The organism is Marinobacter antarcticus, assembly GCF_011049865.1.
GTDB classification, from domain to species: domain Bacteria; phylum Pseudomonadota; class Gammaproteobacteria; order Pseudomonadales; family Oleiphilaceae; genus Marinobacter; species Marinobacter antarcticus_A.
The window spans coordinates 1-21,077 of the sequence record NZ_DRGY01000099.1; the positions used below are offsets into that span (position 1 = coordinate 1).

General features: G+C 56.4%; 18 protein-coding genes and 1 tRNA gene. 10 read left to right on the forward strand and 9 right to left on the reverse strand.

The features are described 5' to 3' along the window. The 7 genes from ENI00_RS12340 to ENI00_RS12370 all read right to left on the reverse strand — a co-directional run. The coding region (locus ENI00_RS12340; RefSeq protein WP_304102721.1) for a flagellar motor protein MotB at nt 1-680 on the reverse strand (680 nt) is incomplete at its 3' end. 4 nt (nt 681-684) lie between these two features. Continuing rightward, on the reverse strand, nt 685-1,458 hold the full coding sequence (locus ENI00_RS12345) for a motility protein A (RefSeq protein ID WP_304102725.1): 774 nt from the start codon (nt 1,456-1,458) through the stop codon (nt 685-687). Nucleotides 1,459-1,521: 63 nt separating this feature from the next. Further along, nucleotides 1,522-2,349: a shikimate dehydrogenase gene (gene aroE / locus ENI00_RS12350; protein ID WP_304102728.1), complete on the reverse strand. Its 828-nt coding sequence runs from the start codon at nt 2,347-2,349 to the stop codon at nt 1,522-1,524. A gap of 3 nt (nt 2,350-2,352) precedes the next feature. Beyond that, on the reverse strand, nt 2,353-3,288 hold the full coding sequence (hemF, locus tag ENI00_RS12355) for an oxygen-dependent coproporphyrinogen oxidase (protein ID WP_304102731.1): 936 nt from the start codon (nt 3,286-3,288) through the stop codon (nt 2,353-2,355). An 8-nt stretch (nt 3,289-3,296) separates the two neighbouring features. After that, complete coding sequence (locus ENI00_RS12360; RefSeq protein ID WP_304102733.1) at nt 3,297-3,869, reverse strand: L-threonylcarbamoyladenylate synthase; 573 nt, start codon at nt 3,867-3,869, stop codon at nt 3,297-3,299. A gap of 45 nt (nt 3,870-3,914) precedes the next feature. Next, nucleotides 3,915-5,027 carry a DNA-processing protein DprA gene (gene dprA, locus ENI00_RS12365; RefSeq protein ID WP_304102736.1) on the reverse strand — a complete coding sequence of 371 codons (1,113 nt, stop codon included), beginning with the start codon at nt 5,025-5,027 and terminating at the stop codon, nt 3,915-3,917. Nucleotides 5,028-5,093: 66 nt separating this feature from the next. After that, on the reverse strand, nt 5,094-6,113 hold the full coding sequence (locus ENI00_RS12370; protein WP_304102764.1) for a LysM peptidoglycan-binding domain-containing protein: 1,020 nt from the start codon (nt 6,111-6,113) through the stop codon (nt 5,094-5,096). Nucleotides 6,114-6,515: 402 nt separating this feature from the next. On the opposite strand from ENI00_RS12370, the gene def reads away from it, so the two are divergent. The 8 genes from def (at nt 6,516) to ENI00_RS12410 (ending at nt 14,669) form a co-directional block, all read left to right on the forward strand. Beyond that, complete coding sequence (gene def, locus ENI00_RS12375; protein WP_304102767.1) at nt 6,516-7,022, forward strand: peptide deformylase; 507 nt, start codon at nt 6,516-6,518, stop codon at nt 7,020-7,022. Nucleotides 7,023-7,117: 95 nt separating this feature from the next. Next, entirely contained in the window at nt 7,118-8,077 is a 960-nt protein-coding gene (gene fmt / locus ENI00_RS12380) for a methionyl-tRNA formyltransferase (RefSeq protein ID WP_304102738.1), read from the forward strand. 1 nt (nt 8,078) lies between these two features. Beyond that, entirely contained in the window at nt 8,079-9,389 is a 1,311-nt protein-coding gene (rsmB, locus tag ENI00_RS12385; protein WP_304102741.1) for a 16S rRNA (cytosine(967)-C(5))-methyltransferase RsmB, read from the forward strand. After that, nucleotides 9,386-10,759: a Trk system potassium transporter TrkA gene (gene trkA, locus ENI00_RS12390; RefSeq protein ID WP_304102744.1), complete on the forward strand. Its 1,374-nt coding sequence runs from the start codon at nt 9,386-9,388 to the stop codon at nt 10,757-10,759. The genes rsmB and trkA overlap by 4 nt, the downstream gene beginning before the upstream one ends. Before the next feature lie 120 nt (nt 10,760-10,879). Further along, complete coding sequence (gene glyQ / locus ENI00_RS12395) at nt 10,880-11,911, forward strand: glycine--tRNA ligase subunit alpha (protein WP_304102770.1); 1,032 nt, start codon at nt 10,880-10,882, stop codon at nt 11,909-11,911. A gap of 2 nt (nt 11,912-11,913) precedes the next feature. Further along, nucleotides 11,914-13,995: a glycine--tRNA ligase subunit beta gene (glyS, locus tag ENI00_RS12400; protein ID WP_304102747.1), complete on the forward strand. Its 2,082-nt coding sequence runs from the start codon at nt 11,914-11,916 to the stop codon at nt 13,993-13,995. A 3-nt stretch (nt 13,996-13,998) separates the two neighbouring features. After that, nucleotides 13,999-14,568 (forward strand): D-glycero-beta-D-manno-heptose 1,7-bisphosphate 7-phosphatase, encoded by a 570-nt coding sequence (gmhB, locus tag ENI00_RS12405; RefSeq protein WP_304102750.1) that lies wholly within the window; start codon nt 13,999-14,001, stop codon nt 14,566-14,568. Between the two features lie 24 nt (nt 14,569-14,592). Then, nucleotides 14,593-14,669 (forward strand) — tRNA-Pro (locus tag ENI00_RS12410). A 70-nt stretch (nt 14,670-14,739) separates the two neighbouring features. On the opposite strand, the gene ENI00_RS12415 is transcribed toward ENI00_RS12410, so the two are convergent. Further along, nucleotides 14,740-15,579 (reverse strand): PEP-CTERM sorting domain-containing protein, encoded by an 840-nt coding sequence (locus ENI00_RS12415; protein WP_304102753.1) that lies wholly within the window; start codon nt 15,577-15,579, stop codon nt 14,740-14,742. Nucleotides 15,580-15,994: 415 nt separating this feature from the next. Here ENI00_RS12415 and ENI00_RS12420 point away from each other — a divergent pair, with 415 nt between their 5' ends. Then, the gene (locus ENI00_RS12420; RefSeq protein WP_304102756.1) at nt 15,995-18,373 is read left to right on the forward strand and encodes a sensor domain-containing phosphodiesterase; all 2,379 of its coding nucleotides are present in this window, start codon (nt 15,995-15,997) and stop codon (nt 18,371-18,373) included. Nucleotides 18,374-18,423: 50 nt separating this feature from the next. Next, nucleotides 18,424-18,795, forward strand: coding sequence for a VOC family protein (locus ENI00_RS12425; protein ID WP_304102758.1), 372 nt, complete (start codon nt 18,424-18,426; stop codon nt 18,793-18,795). 28 nt (nt 18,796-18,823) lie between these two features. On the opposite strand, the gene ENI00_RS12430 is transcribed toward ENI00_RS12425, so the two are convergent. Further along, the gene (locus ENI00_RS12430; protein ID WP_304102761.1) at nt 18,824-21,076 is read right to left on the reverse strand and encodes an ATP-dependent DNA helicase; all 2,253 of its coding nucleotides are present in this window, start codon (nt 21,074-21,076) and stop codon (nt 18,824-18,826) included. Nucleotide 21,077: the final 1 nt, after the last annotated feature.

The following is a 21,077-nucleotide window of genomic DNA, read 5'->3' on the forward strand; positions in this document are numbered from 1 at the left end:
ACGCGCTCTGCAGACACCTGCTGATTCAGGACAAGCTCGTGCACAACGGATACGGCGCGTGCGGCGGACAGATCCCAATTGGAACGATACCGGCTGCTTGAGATGGGCCGGTCATCGGTGTAGCCGGAAACCAGCACATCGCCGGTGCAACCCGCCAGAACGCCCACCACCCGTTCAATGATGGGAATCATCTCGGGCTTAATAGACGCTTCACCGGAGCGAAACGTGGCCTCCTCAGAAAACCGGATAACCACTTTGTTTTTATCGTAATTAACACTCAGTGCGCCGGATGCCACTTCGCTTTCCAGCTCACCAATCATTCTGCTGGCCAGGTCCAGAACGCCTCCCGAAATAACGGTGGTTGCCGATTCCGGCGCTCGTTCGTCAATGAATTCCGGCTCGGATGTCGGCGACTCGGTGGGCTCTGGCAGGGACACTGTGTCCGATTCAACCAGGGTGATCGGCGAGCCGCCAATGCCGTCTGCCAGCACGCTGGCGGAACCAAACGCCACGGACATGGAGTTGGCCATGGCCTTGTATTTTTCGATATCCATTTCCGCAAACGACAGCAGCAGAATAAAAAACGTCAGCAGCAGAGTGGCAAGGTCGGCAAAGGTCACGATCCACGCAGGCGTTTGATTCTTCAGCCGGGGTTTGCGGTTTTTCCGGATAGGTTGCAAGGCCTCAGGTCTCCCGCTCCGGCGCCAGCCCTGTGCGCTGCTCCGGCGTTACGAACGAGGAGAGCAGTTCGGTCATTACCCGGGGGTTTTCACCGCGCATGATGTTGCGGATAGAGGTAATGATCAGAATCTGATTACGGCTTTCATCTTCTGCCTTGAGCTGAAGTTTGTCCGCCAGTGGAAGCGCGATCAACTGCGCAATAAAAGCGCCGTAAAGGGTGGTCAACAGTGCGACAGCCATGGCCGGGCCGATGGATGAGGGATCGTCCAGTGAGTTGAGCATCTGTACCAGGCCTACCAGCGTTCCCAACATACCAATAGCCGGCGCAGACTCGCCAATGCCACGGAAGACCCGTTCAGCCACTTCATAGCGCTCTGCCATTTGCTGGGATTCCTGGGCCAGGGCTTCTTCAACCAACTCGGGCGGATGGCCATCCACACACAGATTAATGGCTTTTTGCAGGAATTCGTTATCCGTTCGGTGGTTTTCCAGACCCAGAACCCCCTCTTTACGAACCACGTGGGCCAGTGCACTTGCCTCGCGAATCAGCTCCGCAGGTCGCTCAACCCTATCGGTAAATGCAGCGCTCATGGACATACGGAAAGCGCTCATCACTGAGGACATCCGAAACTTTATGAGCGTTACCGCAAAGGTGCCACCAATCACGATGGCCAGCCCCGGCAGATTGAGAAAGGTCAATAGAGAGGCGTTTGCCAGCATCGCCAGAATAACAATCAGAATACCGGCGACAAGCCCTACGAGGGTAAGAATGTCCATGCACAGCCCTTATTGGATAGCCTTTACTGGATGGCCCTTATGGATGCCTTTATGGAAAGCCCGTCAGTCGTTACGCAACGCATCAATAACCGGCGCCGTTTCCGGGCGCACCCCGCGCCAAATCCGGAACGATTCGGCGGCCTGTTCAACCAGCATCCCCAAACCATCGAATACCCGCACGGCTCCGTTATTCAGCGCCCATTGGTTAAACGTGGTGGTCTGTGAAGAGTACATCATGTCGTAAACCACCGTATTGGCCGCCATCACATTTGCGCAAAGAGGTGGCAAATTTCCCTGCAGGCTGGCGCTGGTGCCGTTAATGATGACATCGAACGGCTGATCCGGCGCGCCAAACCCGCAGGCACTCAGGCTTATGGCACCGGCTTCATCGGCAAAAAGTGCCACCAGAGCATCGGCTTTGGCCACCGTACGGTTTGCAATGGTCAAGCTCGCCGGCATTTGTTCCAGCACCGGGCCCAAAACGCCGCGAACCGCGCCACCGGCGCCCAGAATCAGTATTCGGGCGCCTTTGAGTTGAACACCATGGTTGTCCAGAAGGTCTTGAACCAACCCATGGCCGTCCGTGTTATCCGCCGTTAATTGCCCTTCACGGTTGTGATAAAGCGTGTTGGCCGCACCGGCTTTTTGGGCTCGCGGCGCCCGGCACTGCGCCAACTCCCACGCCTGCTCTTTAAACGGCACGGTTATATTGAGGCCCTGGCCTCCGCCGGCAAAAAATTGCTGAACCGTTGCCGCAAAATCATCCAGGGGCGCCTGAATTGCGGTGTATTCCACCGGCTCGCCCGTTTGGCGGGCAAACAGGCTGTGAATTCTCGGCGATTTGCTGTGATTTACCGGGTGGCCTACTACCGCATACCGTTCATCGCTCATAGCCTACCTCGCTTTTTGCGCGCGATCGGCTAGCCAATCGCGCCCGGTGAGAAAGTGCGTCGTTAGCCGTGCTTCTTCACTGCCGGCTTCAGGCACACGGCTGTAATCCCAGCGCACCAGAGGTGGCAACGACATCAGGATGGATTCTGTGCGCCCGCCGGACTGCAAACCGAACAGCGTGCCACGGTCGTACACCAGGTTAAATTCAACATAGCGCCCACGCCGATAGAGCTGGAAATCGCGCTCGCGCTCACCGTAAACATGGTCCATACGGCGCCGGACAATAGGTTCATAAGCCTCAATGTAACTATCACCAACGGATTTCATCAGACCGAAATCCTGTTCAAAATCACCGGTGTTGTGATCGTCGAAGAATAGCCCACCAATGCCCCGGGGTTCATCCCGATGGCGCAGATAGAAATAATCGTCGCACCAGTCTTTGTAACGCCGGTAAAAATCGTCGCCAAATGGCGCGCAGGCGGCTTCGGCGGTTTTGTGCCAGTGCACGCAGTCGTTGTCAAAGCCGTAGTAAGGTGTCAGATCGTAACCACCCCCAAACCAGTAAACCGGGTCGGCATTCTCCGGCGTGGCAATAAAGAAACGCACGTTGGCGTGGGATGTCGGCACATACGGGTTGTTCGGGTGAATCACCAGAGAAACCCCCATAGCCTGCCAGGGTGCCCCTGCCAGATGTGGGCGATGCACGGTGGCAGACGCGGGCATGACATCGCCCATCACATGGGAGAAGTTGACCCCGCCCTTTTCGAAAAGCCGGCCGTCGCTGATCACGCGGCTGACACCGCCGCCGCCCTCGGGTCGATCCCAGGCATCACGAACGAACTCCGCGCCGCCTTCAAGCGCTTCCAGGCGCTGACATATGCTTTCCTGCAGGCCAAGCAGATACTGCTTAACCGCATTAATATCCGGTTGCTGTGGCATGAATTCTCCTAACGAAGCTGTTTACCGCTGACAATGTCAATAATGCGACTCGGCTTACGGTTACCGCCAAGGGCGCCCGGCACGATCCAGTCAAGCTGGTTATTGAAGTAACGGCGCACTTGCAATGCGTTACGCGCTGGCTCTCGCCCCGCAGGATTGCAGGAGGTGGAAACCAGAGGCATATCGGCGCTTTCACAAAGCGCTTTCACCACCGGGTGTTCACTGACTCTTACCGCAATGGAACTGTGGCTGCCACGCACCCACTCTGGAATCTGCCGGTTTACATCCGGCAGCAAACAGGTGACCGGCCCGGGCCAGTGGCTCCGGGCTTCCAGCTGAAGCGTTTCGGGCAGGGGATCCAGCAAAAACCGAATTTGCTCTACAGAGGCTGCGACCAGAATCATGCCTTTTTCCATCGGCCGGTTCTTTAGATCGAGAATGCCCATCACCGCCTCAAGATTCCAGGGGTCGCACCCCAGGCCCCAGACAGCCTCGGTAGGGTAGGCAATAACGCCGCCGTGCAGAATTGTCCTGCGGGCGCAGTGCAACTGCCAGTTGTTGATAGGGTTGAGCACAGCCATGTTGATGTCGTCAGACCAGAAACAGGATGAATCATTACACCGGGCTTAAGCGATTTTCTGGAAGCCTCCAGGCGCAGAGCTTACCAGCCCCTCAAGTTCAAGAAGCAGAAGAGACTGAACAAGCTGGTCGGCCGGAAGACCGGTTGCCAAACACAGTGTATCGGTTGACTGGGGATCATACCCTAATGCCTCAAACACCGCGATTTCCCGGCTGTCCAGCGCACCGGCCGGATTCGGCGCGGCACAATCTGCCGGTAGCAACCAGGATGCGCCCAGCTCTTCAAGAATATCGTCAATCGTATCAACCAGTCGGGCGCCTTGCTTGATCAAATAGTGACAGCCTCGCGCTACCGGGCTGTGAATGGATCCGGGGATGGCGAACACCTCGCGCCCTTGCTCCAACGCCATGCGGGCGGTGATCAGAGAGCCACTTTTAAGCCCGGCCTCAACCACCAGAATGCCGCGGCTCAGGCCGCTGATAATACGATTACGCTGGGGAAAATGGGCGGCTCTTGCAGGCGTGCCTGGTGGGTACTCAGACACCATCAGACCCTTCTCGACAACCCGCTGGCCAAGGCGACGATGCTGGTTTGGGTAGGTGCGATCAAGCCCGCAACCCACCACGGCAATGGTGGCATACCCGGCATCCAGTGCGCCTGCATGTGCAGCGCCATCTACCCCCAGAGCCAGGCCACTGGTGACCAGTAATTTCCGGTTGCTTAACTCCGCCGCAAACCGGCGCGCATGATCCAGTCCGGCGGGTGTCGCATTGCGACTGCCAATAATACCGATCTGTTCATGGCCCAACAGGCTGGAATCGCCCAGGGTATACAACACCAGCGGGGCATCGTGGATGTGCCTCAGAACTTCCGGATAATCAGAGTGCGGCCAACACACAATACCGATATCGTGCCGCTTGCAGTCCAGCAAAATCTGCCGGACCCCGTTCACGAACGTATTGCTTTCATCCTGTTGTTGCCACGCAAGAATGCCCGCGACCGTTTCAGCATGCAGGCCGTGCGCTCGAAGCGTCGCTGAATTTTTAGCAAGGAGGTCGGTGAGGTCAGGGAACACTGCGAGCATGGCTCGCCAGCGGGAACGCCCGAATTTGGGCAAACAAGTCAGAAAAAGCCACTGGGCAGAAGAAGAATAAAACACCGCATCATCCTTGAAAAAACAAAGCCGGGCCTTCCTGGCCCGACTGTTGATTAGCCGATTAAAAAATCAGGGGTTGGTTACCTTGTCGCCGACCGTCAGCGAACGAGTTGCCTTCAGGATCAGACCATAGCTCATTTTTTCATAAACCTGGAAGACCATCAGCAAACCGGCTCGCTCGGAGGGCAACTCAACGATTTCGTTGGTCACCGGATCACGCGCCAGGTTTCCGGCTTTAAGAATAGCCATGACGTTGCCAGCCTCCAGCCCCTCGCGACTGCCTCGATTGATGGCAACCACATTGTACTGGCCAATCTGGGTAACACCGCCGTCCACCGATATCATTTTGCCTTCGACCTCCCGGTCAGGAGAGCTGGGCACAAAACTGGTCGTCAGGCGACGGTCTTCATTAACCAGCAAGCGATCCCCTATACGAACCTCTTCACTGGAGCGTGTCAGGTCCAACGTCAGAATGTCTCCATCCTCAGCCACAACATTACCCCGGGCAATGCTACGCGCTTCCAGACCAAGAAACTCTCCGGTGTCCGGATCAACAAATTCTTTACTGCGACGGAATAAACCCACCTTGTCGGCGGGCTTTTTACCGCGTGCGTACACACGGTCGCCGGCTCCGGTCAGGATGCGGCTGTCTTTGCCCTCCAGCACATAAGGTGCCGCATCGATCAACTCGTGACTGACAATCCGGGTGTCCGTCAAGAAGCTGCCGATTGCATCCAGAGGGATGGCAGGAATGGGCGTATCTATTTGCTTGGACCGCACCTTGGGAGACAATTTCACAACGCCGTTATTGGACGCCACCTTGGTGATCCGGGGTTTGCCGTCAATGTAAACAAGCGCCAGCAGATCACCCGGGTATATCAGGTGCGGGTTTGCGACCTGAGGATTCACGTGCCAGATTTCCGGCCAGTACCAGGGTTCGCTCAAAAAGCGCCCAGAAATATCCCAGAGGGTATCGCCTTTCACTACCGTGTAGCGTTCAGGATGATCAGACCGCAGTTCTGGTGCAGCGTGAGCCCAAGAGGTGATTAGCAGCGTAGTGGCTGCCAGAGCGTACAGCAGTTTCCTCATCATCTAAGTCCTTGATCCTGTGCCTTGATTCAGTGAATTCCGGTAAGGATGCAGAAAGTTGTCTGCAGCTTATTACGTTGTTATGCAAGTTACTATAGAAGAAGTCTCACAAATTGTGATGTTATCTTTTGTTCTTCCAGTCAATTCTATGGCCTTTTCAAAAGCTTTTAACTATCGCCTGATCAGTTTGTACTCAATCGGTGAATTGTTGGATAATACAGCCAAGGAAGCGCAACGCTGCTCATGTTAGTATGAGAGGAACAATTTGCGCAGTACGCTGTCGCATTTCAGTGATCGCTTTCACACGGTTACAAAAGGCAACGTTAAACGTTAAGCAAAGCCCCATTAAAGAGTGCCAGTCCGAAACCCTGACATTCGTCATACAGGCCAAAAAGTACGAGTATTATGATATTAGACATTCTTGAGTACCCGGACCCCCGTTTGCGGACCATCGCAAAGCCGGTTGGCGACCTGACAGACGCCGACCTGACGCTGATCGACGACATGTTCGAGACCATGTACGATGCGCCCGGCATTGGTTTGGCGGCGACGCAGGTGAACGTTCACAAGCAGATCATCGTGATGGACTTGTCTGACGACGAGAGTGAACCAAGGGTGTTCATCAATCCGCAGGTCGAAGTACTGGATGGCGAGCGCGAAGTCATGCAGGAGGGCTGCCTCTCGGTGCCCGGTTTTTATGAAGACGTTGAACGTATAGAGCACTGCATTATTCGTGCGATTGGTCGGGACGGCAAGCCGTTTGAAATCGAGGCCCAAGGCCTTCTGGCGGTCTGCATCCAGCACGAAATGGATCACCTGAACGGCAAGCTGTTTGTCGACTATCTCAGCAACCTCAAGCGCACCCGCATCCGTAAAAAACTGGAAAAGCTTCACAAGCAAAGCGCGTGAATGCTGCTTGAAGTGCCCATGAGACGTTTATAAAAGAGACTGGACCGGGCCATGGCCCGGTCTTTTCGTATTCAACGAGACAGAGACCCAACACCGTGCGACTCGTTTTTGCCGGCACTCCGGATTTCGCAGCTAGCGCTTTGAGCGCGCTGCTGGGCACCCACCACGCCATCGTGGGCGTTTACGCCCAGCCGGACCGGCCAGCAGGTCGGGGCCGAAAACTTCAACCCGGCCCGGTTAAACAGGTCGCTCTGGACCATGGCATTCCGGTATTCCAGCCCGAGAGCCTGAAAACGCCGGAAGCGCAACAGGAACTGGCAGACCTCCAACCGGATGTCATGATCGTTGCAGCCTACGGCTTGATGTTGCCCAAGACGGTGCTGGAGATACCGGTACACGGATGCCTCAACATTCACGCCTCTGTTTTGCCCCGCTGGCGCGGTGCGGCACCGATCCAGCGCGCGATAGCCGCCGGAGACAGCGAAACGGGCATCACCATCATGCAGATGGATAAAGGGCTGGATACGGGCGCAATGTTGTTGAAATCCCTGACCCCCATCGCTGCAAGCGACACCGGCGGCAGCCTTCACGACCGCCTCGCCGAAATGGGCGGCAACGCCATTATTGAAGCGCTGAACCAGCTGGAAAAAGGCGAACTCCGTGGCGAAAGCCAAAATGACGAACAGGCCTGCTATGCCCACAAACTTTCCAAAGAAGAAGGCCATATCGACTGGTCGCTCAGCGCCATTGCGATTGATCGCCTTGTTCGCGCGTTCAACCCGTGGCCCGGCACCTATACAGATCTTGAACAGCAACGTCTCCGGATTCACGAAGCCACTGCTATCGATGAACAAAGCCAGCATCCGGCGGGCACCGTAATAAGGCGGGAGCGGGCAGGTATTGACGTTGCCTGCGGGCACGGCGCTCTCCACGGAACTCTCAACAGCACGCTGCGCATCACTCGGCTGCAGTTGCCCGGATCTCGCGCCCAGAGCGTTAACGATCTGATCAACGGCGGCAAACAGCTGCTGCTGCCCGGACAGGAGCTGCGCTGACATGGATCGCTACGATCAGCCCGACCAGCCCATGCGCGCGGTTGCGGCAAGCGTGTTGCTGGCAGTGGAAAGCGGTGAGTCGTTGTCCCAGTGCCTGCCGCCGGCGTTGCAGCAACTTGCGCCCAACGAGCGTCCGGTGCTTCAAGCGCTCTGTTACGGCACCTGCCGCTGGTTTCATCGCCTCGACGGTGAACTGAACGGCCGGCTGAAAAAACCGATAAAGCAACCGGATCGCATTGTTCACCATTTGATGCTGATCGCGCTTTTTCAACTGCGCTTCAGCCAGCAAGCGACCTACGCCGTCCTGAACGAATCCGTGGAAGCCTGTCGCGCCCTCGACAAACCTCACCTTACCGGTCTGGTAAATGGCATTTTGCGGGCTGCCGAGCGTGACGGCGCTCCTGAACCCGAAAACGATGCCAGACGATTCAGCCATCCCGTCTGGATGGTGGAAAAGCTGCGCCACAATTGGCCGGATAACTGGCAGGATATTCTGGAGGCAAACAACGCCCAGGCACCCATGACGCTGAGAGTGAATGCTCTGCGCTTCAGCCGTGACGAGTATCTTGCGCTGTTAACCGAGGCAGGCATAGCGGCCACCGCCACCCGCTTTGCACCTTACGGTATTCAGCTTGGCAGGCCGGTGCAGGTTGACCAGCTTCCGTGGTTTGCCGATGGCGCTGTCAGCGTTCAGGACGAAGCCGCACAGCTGTGCACCGAATTGCTGGACCTGGCTCCGGGGCAGCGGGTTCTTGATGCCTGCGCAGCCCCCGGCGGCAAAACCTGCGCCATTCTTGAAAGCCAGGCCGAGCTTGCGGACGTGGTTGCCATCGACGAATCGGCTGCGCGTCTTCCCCGAATTCAGGAAAATCTCGATCGGCTGGATTTACACGCCACTCTATTGCAGGCAGACGCAGCCGATATTGAACAGTGGTGGAACGGCGACGCCTTTGATCGCATTCTGCTCGACGTGCCCTGCAGCGCCAGTGGCGTTATCCGTCGCCACCCGGATATCAAGCTGCTACGCCGGGAAACCGACATTGTGCCGCTGGCGGCTATCCAGCTCGGGCTGCTGCAAGCCCTGTGGTCCGTGCTCAAACCGGGCGGGCGCCTGGTCTATGCAACCTGTTCCGTGTTCCCCCAGGAAAACCACCGTATAATCCAACGGTTTCTTAAACAACAAAGCACCGCCGTTCTGGTTGAGCCAGAGGTTCAGTGGGGGCGCAATATGGGCACGGGACGACAGCTTCTTCCCGATCCAACCAGTCATGACGGCTTTTTCTATGCCGTACTGGAGAAATCCGAACCATGAAGATCCTGATTCTCGGTGCCGGCCAGGTGGGCGGCACGCTGGCTGAAAACCTGGCCAGCGAAGCCAATGACATAACGATCATTGATACAGATGCCGTGCGGCTGCGCGAACTGCAGGATCGCCTCGACATTCGAACCGTGCAGGGCAATGCGTCCTACCCGTCGGTACTGCGCCAGGCGAATGCCGAAGATGCCGACATGCTGATTGCCGTCACCAACAGCGACGAAACCAACATGGTCGCCTGCCAGGTTGCCAAAATTCTGTTCAGCACGCCCACCAAAATCAGCCGTGTGCGGGCCAGCGCCTATCTTTCCAGCAACGAACTGTTCGGGGAGGGCGGATTTCCCATCGATGTGATGATCAGTCCGGAGCATCTGGTTACCCGGCACATCACACGCCTGATTGAGTACCCGGGCGCCCTGCAGGTACTGGAATTCTCCAAGGGTCTCGTTCGCCTGGTCGCTATTCGCGCCACCAAGGGCGGCCCCCTGGTGGGGCGAGAGCTGTCTTATCTGAGCGCTCACATGCCCAGAATTGAAACTCGGGTTGCCGCCATTTTTCGCAAAGATCGCGCCATCATGCCCCGGGGCGACACGGTGCTTGAAGACGGTGACGAGGTGTTTTTCATTGCCGGCGCCGATCACATCCGCTCGGTCATGAGCGAGCTGCAGCCCCTGGTCAAAAATTACAAGCGCATTTTTATCTGCGGCGGCGGCAACATTGGCCAACGCCTGGCGCACACGCTGGAGAATCGCTACCAGGTGAAGCTGCTGGAGCGTAATCACGAACGCTGCGTGTTGCTTTCAGAAAATCTGCGCAAAACGGTTGTGCTTGAAGGCAACGCCGCAGACAAAGACATATTGCTGGAAGAGAACATCGAAAACACCGACGTGTTCTGCGCGGTCACCAACGATGACGAAGCGAATATCATGGCGTCGTTGCTGGCCAAACGGCTGGGCGCCCGCAAAGTGTTCACCCTGATCAACAACCCCGACTACGTGGATCTGATCCAGGGAGGCGAAATTGACGTGGCAATTTCGCCTCAGCAAACCACCATCGGCAGCCTTCTCACCCACGTGCGTCGTGGTGATGTAGTAAACGTTCACTCACTGCGCAGAGGCGCGGCCGAGGCGATCGAGGCCATTGCACACGGGGATCACAAGTCGTCAAAAGTCATTGGCCGCCGGCTGGATGAAATCAATCTGCCCCAGGGTACAACCATTGGCGCGATTGTCCGTCACAACGAAGTGCTGATCGCCCACGACCACCTGCGGGTGCAGCCGGATGACCACGTCATCCTGTTTCTGGTAGACAAGTCGCGGGTGCGGGAAGTCGAGAAGCTCTTCGCCGTAGGGCTGACGTTCTTCTGATTCACAATCAAGTACATGGCACGCCCTTAGAAATACCGATTTGGCGAGCGTATAATGCGCCACACACAGACCGACCAGCAGCAGGCAAACGTAGTGATAAATAAGGCAACAGGCAAGGCGATGGGTAACGAAACGGACAGCAACACCCCGGACACCAGAACGTTTCAAGGCTTGATTCTGGCTCTGCAGACTTTCTGGGCACAGCACGGTTGTGTGGTACTTCAGCCCCTGGATATGGAAGTGGGCGCAGGCACCTTCCACCCGGCCACGTTCCTGCGGGCTATTGGGCCGGAGACCTGGAACGCTGCCTATGTTCAGCCCAGCCGACGCCCCACAGACGGTCGTTACGGTGAAAATCCGAATCGTTTGCAGCACTACTACCAGTTTCAGGTGGTGCTAAAGCCCTCACCGGACAACTTTCAGGAACTCTATCTCGACTCACTGCGGGCCCTGGGCCTTGATCCGCTGGTTCACGACATCCGTTTTGTAGAAGACAACTGGGAGTCTCCCACCCTGGGCGCCTGGGGTTTAGGCTGGGAAATCTGGCTGAACGGCATGGAAGTCACCCAGTTTACGTATTTTCAACAAGTAGGCGGCCTTGAATGCTACCCGGTTACCGGCGAACTCACGTACGGTCTGGAGCGCCTCGCGATGTATCTGCAAGGGGTCGACAGCGTTTACGACCTGATCTGGACCGAAGGTCCTGACGGTGTCGTGACTTACGGCGACGTGTTTCATCAGCAGGAAGTGGAAATGTCCACCTACAATTTTGAGCACGCAGACGTTGAGTTTCTGTTCCAGAGCTTTGATGTCCACGAGCGTGAAAGTGCCCGGTTGATCGAAGCCGGCCTAGCGCTACCGGCCTACGAACAAGTACTGAAAGCGTCTCATACGTTTAATCTTCTGGATGCCCGCCACGCCATATCCGTCACCGAACGCCAGCGTTTTATCCTGCGCGTGCGCACGCTGGCCCGAGCCGTTGCCCAGGTGTACTTCGACAGCCGACGCACACTCGGCTTCCCGCTCGCCCAGGCGGCCATTCGCCAGGAAGTGCTGGCCATAGCCGAAGCGGCCGATAACAAGGCCAACGGCAAGAAAGGCAAAAAAGCGAAGCAGGCACCGCAGGAACAACAGGCAGAGGGAAACGCATAATCATGGCAAAGCAGGATTTTCTGGTCGAACTGGGCGTCGAAGAACTGCCCTCGAAAGCACTTAAACCTCTGTCTGATGCGTTCACTCAGGGCATTACTAAAGGTCTGGAAGAGGCCGGCATCGCATTTGGCAAAGTAGAAGCGTTTGCCGCGCCGCGGCGCCTGGCCGTCCGCATCCGCAATCTGGCCGATGCCCAACCCGACAAGCCGGTGGAAAAACGCGGCCCGGCTATCAAGGCCGCCTTTGATGATTCCGGCAATCCCACACGGGCGCTGACCGGCTTCGCCACCTCCCTGGGCGTCACCGCGGATCAGCTCGACACCCTGGAAACCGACAAGGGAGCCTGGGTGGTTTATCGGATGATAGAGCAGGGTAAACCAACCGTGGATCTGATGGCCGGCCTGGTTGAGCAGTCGCTGGCATCGTTGCCCATCCCCAAACGCATGCGTTGGGGCGCGCACCGCACGGAGTTTGTCCGGCCTGTGCACTGGCTGGTTATGCTGTTCGGTAACAAGATTATTGATACGCCCATCATGGGGCTGACTCCGGGCAACAAAACCCGGGGCCACCGTTTCCATTGCCCCAAACCCCTGATCATTCCCACGCCGGCCGATTACGAAGTCGTGCTTGAGCAAGAAGGCTATGTCATTGCCGACTTCGCCAAGCGTCGCGAGCAGATCCGGTCGGGTGTTAATGCCCTTGCCGAAACCAAGGCCAACGGCAGAGCGGTGATAGACGAAGATCTTCTGGACGAAGTAACCGGCCTTAACGAATGGCCGGTGCCGCTAATGGGGCGCTTTGAAGAGCGGTTTCTGAACGTTCCTGCAGAAGCGTTGATCTCCTCCATGAAGGAACATCAGAAATACTTCCACGTGGTCGGCGACGACGGTCAAATGCTCCCCTTGTTCATTACCGTCGCCAACATTAAAAGCAAAGACCCCGCCCAGGTTATTTCCGGCAATGAAAAAGTGATCCGCCCGCGCCTCTCAGACGCTGCGTTCTTCTACGAAACCGATCGTAAAATCCGGTTAGAAGACCGCATTGAGCGGCTCAAGCCCATCGTGTTCCAGGAAAAGCTCGGAAGCGTCTATGACAAGGCCGTTCGGGTTGCCGCCCTGGCCAGTAAAATTGCCACCGCTATTGGCAGCGATCCCGCGCTGGCCGAGCGAGCCGCCATGCTCGGGAAGACCGACCTGGTCACTGAAATGGTACTCGAGTTCACCGATCTTCAGGGCATCATGGGCCAGTACTACGCCGTTGATGACGGTGAGCCAGCGGATGTGGCCAAAGCGCTGAACGAGCAATACATGCCACGCTTCGCCAAAGATAATCTGCCCACCACCCAGACCGGTTGCGCGCTCGCCATCGCGGATCGCCTGGACTCGCTGGTCGGGCTGTTCGGCATTGGCCAACCACCCTCCGGCACTCGGGATCCATTCGCCCTGCGACGCGCGTCTTTGGGCGTGCTGCGCATCATCATTGAGCGGGAACTGCCCCTTGATCTGCAGACGTGCTGCGAGTGGGCCGAAGAGAACTTCAGCGGGCTGGCCCCGGAAGGTACCGCCTCCAGCGTTGTTGATTACATACTTGAGCGCTTCAGGGCGCACTATGACGAGCAGGGCATCGGTGCCGAAGTGTACCTGGCCGTTCACGCGCGCCGCCCAACCCGTCCATTGGATTTCGACCGCCGGATAAAAGCCGTTGAAGCCTTCCGCCAACTTCCCGAAGCTCTGGCGTTGGCAGGCGCAAACAAACGGGTATCGAATATTCTCTCCAAACAAGGTGGCGAGAGCGTGGGCGAAACCGTTAACGACAGTCTGCTGCAGGATGCGGCCGAGAAAATCCTGGCAGCACGGGTAGATCAGCAGACCGAGAAAGTGCTTCCGCTGTTTGAGCTAGGCCACTACGCCAGCGCGCTGCAGTCACTGGCAAGCCTGCAGGAGCCTGTCGACTGCTTTTTCAACGAGGTTATGGTTATGGCAGAAGATAAAGCCGTGCGGGACAACCGACTTGCGCTACTGAACCGCCTGCACAACCTGTTTTTGCGCGTCGCAGATATCTCACTGCTGCCCGCCGCTGGCTGAACGATGCTGATTATTCTCGACCGGGACGGGGTCATCAACGAGTATGATGGCTGTTACATCTGCTCTGTGGCCGAATGGCGACCCATTCCCGGCAGCATTGAGGCGCTGGCACGGCTCTGCAAAGCCGGTCATCGCATTGCCATCGCGACCAATCAGTCCGGTATTGCACGGGGTTTCTACGGCGTTGATGTGTTGGATGGCATGCACGAAAAGATGGCGCGGCTGCTGGAAGCCCAGGGCGGCCGTATCAGTTTCATCGCTTACTGCCCGCACCATCCAGACGAACGCTGCCAATGCCGCAAGCCGCTCACAGGTCTGCTGCTGCAGATCCGCGAACACTTTCATCTCGACAGCCTGAACGGCGCCATTATGGTCGGTGACAGCCGCAAGGATCTGGAAGCCGGTTTTGCGGAAAACTGCCGGCCCGTGCTGGTGCGCACAGGCAACGGCGAAGACACGGAACGGCATCTGAAAACGCGCCCGATTCCCGGCGCCAGTGTGGCAATCCATGACAATCTCAGCGCGTTTGCAGATGCTTTTTTATCAGACCCGGGGCTGGTAAAAAAACAGTGAATCCGTATAATATTTGCGGTTGATCGGCGTGTGGCGCAGCTTGGTAGCGCACTTCGTTCGGGACGAAGGGGTCGCAGGTTCGAATCCTGCCACGCCGACCATGATTTTAACGACTTAGGGCTCATCTTCGGATGAGCCCTTTTTCGTTTGTGGCTGGGTTTCGTTGCTCATTTATGAATGACGACGCAACCTCTTTGCGGCGACTCCAAGCAACCCGATCAGAAGCAATGGCAGTGATGCTGGTGCAGGTACTTCAGAGGAGGCTTCGAAATCAAATGTCCTCGAGTAATTCCCGGCGTTGACCCTGACATTATCGACGTAGCCAATCTGGTCGGGGGTATTCGAGCCCAGGCCCAGACTGATACCGAACAAACTAGCGTCGCCAAAATCCGAATTTAGCGTAGAAAGCCAATCCTGCAAAGTAAGTAATGGTGGTCCACCTCCACTGTTGCCTGTGCCAAAGCCACCGGTGCTCCATAAAAGGCCACTGGTGATATCGACAGAGTAGTCAATCCAGTCACCCATAGGTACCGCAGAACTTGCACCCTCAGAACCGGGCTGGTTCCAGTATGGCTCAAAAACCAACTCCATATATCCATCCCGATCCTGTACAGGTTCGGGATTATAGAACTGCATTTTGAACGAGGGCGCCGGTTCAGCAGCCCCCGTACCGCCCTTGTACATCGAATAGCCGAATGAGAGGTTCGAGTTAAAAAGGTCGTTGACAGTACCAAAACCGCCATCAGGAAGAAGCTGAATTTCAGCGCGTGAACCACTTGCAGAGCCGGTCTGAAGTTTTACCGCCCCCGTTGGCAATGGTGCATTGTTTTCAAGGTTGCCGCCTAGCCCGGTCAGATCCACAATTTCCGCTGTTCCGCCTTCCGTCGTGAGACTTCTTTGCCAGGGTTGATTGTCGAGGTCTGTTATAGGGGCTGCGAATGCCGCTACCGGCATTGCGGCCATGAAGGTCGTTGCGAGGACAATATTTGCTTTTTTTGTTTGGCTTTTCATACTTATTCTCCAAATTGTTTTACACCAACCAAGCGTGAAATGGCCAGCGTCAGTAAAAAAGCAAACATTGTGCCGCATATAACATCCCTTTAAATTCATATAGTTGCATAAACTTATTGGCCGTTAAGAATAAATATGTAAATATTTCCGACACTCCCGTACCCGATCACCATAAATCGCCACATCGATCGACAGACCGCCCTTTCCATCCAGAATACATCCGTTAAAAGAGCGCGAAGGGCGGCTGCTGGCACTCCCAAAACCGGCTGCTATAATTTATTTATATCAAGTTTGCTTGGTTTGATGTTTCCGGAAGCCCGGTTTACCTTTATGTTTTTGCGGCTCACCAAATGTCACGAAGTCGGGAATGTTCTTCTGCTAACATTTCATTCGCTGGCTTCATCAGGGATCCCGAATGAATGATATGGACACCGAGAAAAGACGACTCGCGGCTCTGACCCGTCTCGGGATTCTTGATACCCCTCCTGAAGAACGCTTTGAGCGTATTACTCGCCTGGCCCGCCAGCACTATCAGGTAAAAACGGCCTTGTTCACGGTGGTGGACCGTGATCGCCAGTGGTTCAAATCCCGGCAGGGCCTTGGTGTTACCGAAACACCTCGGTCCGTGGCCTTTTGTGACCATACCATTCGGCAGGATAAGATTTTTGTTGTTGAAAATGCCGCTCTGGATCCGCGTTTTCGCAATAATCCTCTTGTTGTGGGAAGCCCGCACATTCGCTTCTACGCCGGCATGCCGGTGCGCGAGCCGGGCGGTTTTAAAATCGGTAGTTTGTGCATCATTGATGACAAGCCACGGCAGTTCCGCGAGAAAGACCTCGATGTGCTCCGCACGTTGGCCGGCATGGTGGAGGAAGTACTGGAGCGCTTATACATCGAGTCGGACAAAAGTGAGTATGTGCCGGTTTCCAGCCTTAATCGCGCCATTCATCATGCCCAGAACGTATTCCTAACCAGCGACAACGAGCACTCAGCCTATTCCCAGATGCTCAACGATCTGCTGGCTCTGACGGGAAGCCTATTCGGATTTATCGGCGAAGTTTTGCACGAAAGTAACGGCACCCCTTTTCTGCGGATTGGCGCCATTACCAACCTTGCGTGGAACCCCGAAACACAAGCGCTGTACCAGGAGGTGGAACGCAGGGGCATGGTGTTCGACCAGTTGGATAATATCCTTGGGAAACCTCTTATCACCGGCGAGACGATTATTTCCAACGATTTGGCCACAGACCCCAGACGCGGTGGCCTCCCGGCCGGACACCCACCCATTCATACCTATATTGGTATCCCGGTGTTCTCCGGGCTTACGCACCTGGGCCTGATTGGCCTTGCGAACCGACCGGAAGGTTACACTCAGAAGCTTGCTGATGAACTGGCACCTCTGTCCCAAACCCTCGGCAACTTGATCGAACGCAAGCGATTATATGAAGAAAAAAGCGCTCATAAACAAGATCTTGAGTTGGCGGTCAATTTCGATGCGCTAACCGGCCTGCCCAATCGCCACCGGCTCACCGAGCTGTTTGAACAGGAGCTGTATGAAGCCGGCAAGCGAAACGGCCTGGTGTCCGTCTGTTTTATTGATCTCGACGGCTTCAAAACGATCAACGACCAGCATGGTCATTCCGTGGGCGACGCGGTTTTGAGATCCGTGGCCGACAAACTCCTGGCCACTGTGCGACATCACGACATTGTTGCTCGCCTTGGCGGCGACGAGTTTGTGGCCATCCTCCGTGATGTGGGCGATGAACGGGTGTATGCCCGTCTTCTGGAGGCTATCCGGCAACCCATCAACTTTCAGCACCACGTGCTTCAGATTTCTGGCAGCATGGGCGTGACGGTGTATCCGGACGACGATTCGGATACGGACTTGCTCATTCGTCATGCGGATCAGGCCATGTACGCCGCCAAGGAGACCGGCAAGAACTGCTTCAAGATCTTCGACCTTGAGTCACATTCAACCCGCAAAGAGCGAGTCAGGGTACTGGACCAGATCAGCAATGCCCTGCACCAGCATCAGATGGAATTGTACTATCAGCCCAAAATCTGCTTCCGTAGCCGAACGGTGGCGGGATTTGAAGCGCTTATACGCTGGAATCACCCACAGGAAGGCGTTCTGAGCCCGGCCCACTTTCTGGAACACATCGAATACACAGAATATGCACGTACCCTTGGGAACTTCGTCATCGGGGAAGCGGTGAAACAACTGTTGAACTTTGCGCAGCAGGGTCTGCCTTATACCCTGAGCGTCAATCTGAGCCCGTCGCATTTCCTGAGCCAGCAGTTCCGGGACGACATCTCCGATACGCTCAAGGATTGCCCGAGAGAATTGCGCGCGCACCTCATCCTCGAAATTCTCGAAACCACGGCGATGGACGACACCGAAGCCGTTCTGCGGAATCTAAAAGCCTGTCGTGATCTTGGTGTGGATATTTCTCTGGATGATTTCGGAACCGGTTACTCGTCTCTGGATTATTTTCGCAGGCTGCCAGCGCAGGAGATCAAAATAGACCGCTCGTTCGTATTGGATATGTTAGAGGATAAGGACGACAGTATGATTGTCAGTGCCATCGTCAGCCTTTCAAAGAGCTTTAACCGGCGGCTGGTGGCAGAAGGTATTGAAAACGAGCACGTTGAGCGCAAACTGATTGAACTTGGCTGCGATCTGGGCCAAGGCTTTTTCTACAGTAAACCCCTGCCATTACCCCAGGCTCTGGGCTGGGCAGCGGATTTTCAGTGGGACAACAGGCTTACGGTAGAGAACAGGAATAAAGAGTAAAGATTTAAAACCAACCGCGCAGACAAAAGCGCAAAATCGGAGAACAGAGCATGATTGGATACGTCACCATCGGTGTCAGCGATATGGAAAAAGCCAAGAAGTTCTACACGGATCTTCTGGGAGGCGAGGGTGCAAAGGTGCTATTGGATATGGGCCGCATTGCGTTTATCGGTGAAAATATGAAGTCACCCATGTTAGCCGTTTGCACACCGTTCAACGGCACGCCGAACCATCCTGGTAACGGCAACATGCTGGCGTTTCAGCCAGGCTCGAAAGAGGCGGTTGATACCTACTACAAAAAGGCCGTTGAATTGGGAGCAACCTGTGACGGCGAGCCGGGGCAGCGTATTCCTGACCAGTTCTACGGCGCCTATGTGAAAGATCCGGATGGCAACAAACTGGCGTTTTTCCATTTCGGTTGAAACCCCTAGCCCGTAAAACGAGGCCGCTTTATTCGGCGGCTTCCGTTTCGAACCACCAACCCGGCAATAACCTACTAATTTGCGGCTGTAGAAAACGATCGTCTATCAGCCAGATCACCCCTTGATCATCCGGTGTGCGAATCACCCGTCCAGCGGCCTGAGCCACTTTTTGCAGGCCCGGAATCAGGTAGGTGTATTCATAACCCGCACCAAAGCGCTGCTGCAGCCGATGTTTGAGAATCTCATGCCAGGCATCAAAGGGTGGCAGGCCCAGAGTGGCTACAAACGCGCCGATTAACTGATCGCCCGGCAAATCAATGCCTTCGCTGAACACCCCTCCCAGAACTGCAAACGCCACGCTGCCGGATTCTTCCCGAAACCCTGCCAGAAACTCCCGTCTCTGCTGCGGGTTCATTGCCGAGTACTGAGCGCGCTGGGGTACATCCGGGGCGTGGCTGCCCAGCGCTGCGTGTACCTCGTTGAGATATTTGAAACTGCTGAAAAACGCCAGATAGTGCCCCGGCCGCGCCCGATACTGTTGCGCAATCAGCGCGGCAATGGGTTCCACCGACGCGTTGCGATGGGCCTGACGGGTGCTGATCTTTGGCGTGAAGTTCACCCGCAACTGATCGGCGCGGAACGGGCTGGGCAAGGAGGTAAACCGGGTATCTTCGGGCAAACCCAACAAGTCCCGGTAATACACGCCGGGGCTGAGAGTCGCCGAAAACAGCAATACCGAGGCGGCCGCCTGAAAACGGTCACGCAGGAAATCCGCCGGCACGAGATTCTGAATGCTCAGGCTTGCGCGGCCTCGGCCTTCGCGGCGAAATTCGCACAGGGAATGTTCGCCGAACGAGTCCGCCAACTTCATGAACGCAACCGACTCGAACAGCACTTCCTGTAACGCCAGGTCCGGTGGGTTTTCCGCCAGATAATCCGTAAGTCCGGACACCAAACCTTGCAGGCTGCCGGTGAGCGCCGGCGGCAAGTTGTCGAGAAATACCGGAGTGGCGCCGGTTTCCAAATGATCACGGATAACGCCCTGCCAGGCGCGAGCGGTGCGATCCAGATGGGGTTTTAGAGCCTTGGGCGCGGTTTTGCGTATTTTTAGCAAACGCTGCTGATCCAGCTGAACCGAATACATGCCCCGGCCGCGATCTACCAGGTTGTGGGCCTCGTCCACCAAAATGGCCGTTTTCCAGTTGTTTTGCCGGGTGAGGCCGTGGAGCAGGGCCGACTGATCAAACATGCGGTTCACATCACCAACCACCAGGTCACACCAACGCGCCATCTCCTGAGCCAGAAAGTACGGGCAGATGTCGTGACCCGCAGCGATCTTCGCCAGCACCTCCTGGGTAAGCGTCGTGTCTGCCTGGGCGGCTTCGGCCCGGGCATCTGGCAGTCGGTCGAAGAACCCCTTGGCCAGCGGGCAGGACTCGCCGTGGCAGGCTTTGTCCGGATGCTCGCAGGCGTCGGCTTTCGATGCCAACACCAACGTGCGCAAAGGCCAGATCTGCGGTTCCTCTTGAGCCGCTCTCAAGCGCTCGATCGCATCCACCGCCAACTGCCGAGCGGTGTTACGGCACGTGAGGTAGGCCAGCCGGTCGTGTTTAGCGGCGGGCATGGCCATCAACGCAGGGAACAGGGCCCCCAGAGTTTTACCCAGGCCGGTGGGCGCTTCGAGCAGCAGTGTGTCGCCCTTAATCGTATTTTTATAGACGGTTTCCGCAAGCTGGCGCTGGCGGGGACGAAACTGTTTAAACGGAAAACGCAGGCCCGAAAGGCGAATGTCACGCTGTTCCCGATGATGGGCTTCCTGTTCCGCCCAGAGTCGGTAACGATCACATAAGGCTTCCAGTTCCTGCCAAAGCTCATCGGCCTTGGCGGTTTCGGTAACCGGCGTTTCCCGGTTCTTGCCGATATCAAAATACACCAGCGCCAGTTTCAGGGATTTGCGCTTTTCCTGTCGACACAGCAGGGCCCCGTATGCCCGTAACTGAGCCAGGTGCAACGCCCGCTGGTGGGGCCGGGTGCGGGACAAGTCGCCACGGTGGGTTTTGATTTCTTCCAACAAGCCGGCGTGCGGGTTGTACACATCGGCCCGCCCGTAAAGCTCCAGCCCCATGCATTCACCGGTAAGTGAATACTCGCTTTTATAGCCGTAGCCGCGTTTCCCCTGAATGGCCTGGTGGCCGGCAATGCCCTCTTCGGCACTGGGCGCGGGCGTGTAGCGAAAGTCCAGATCGCCTTCCCGGGCGGCGAACTCACACAGGGTTCTCACC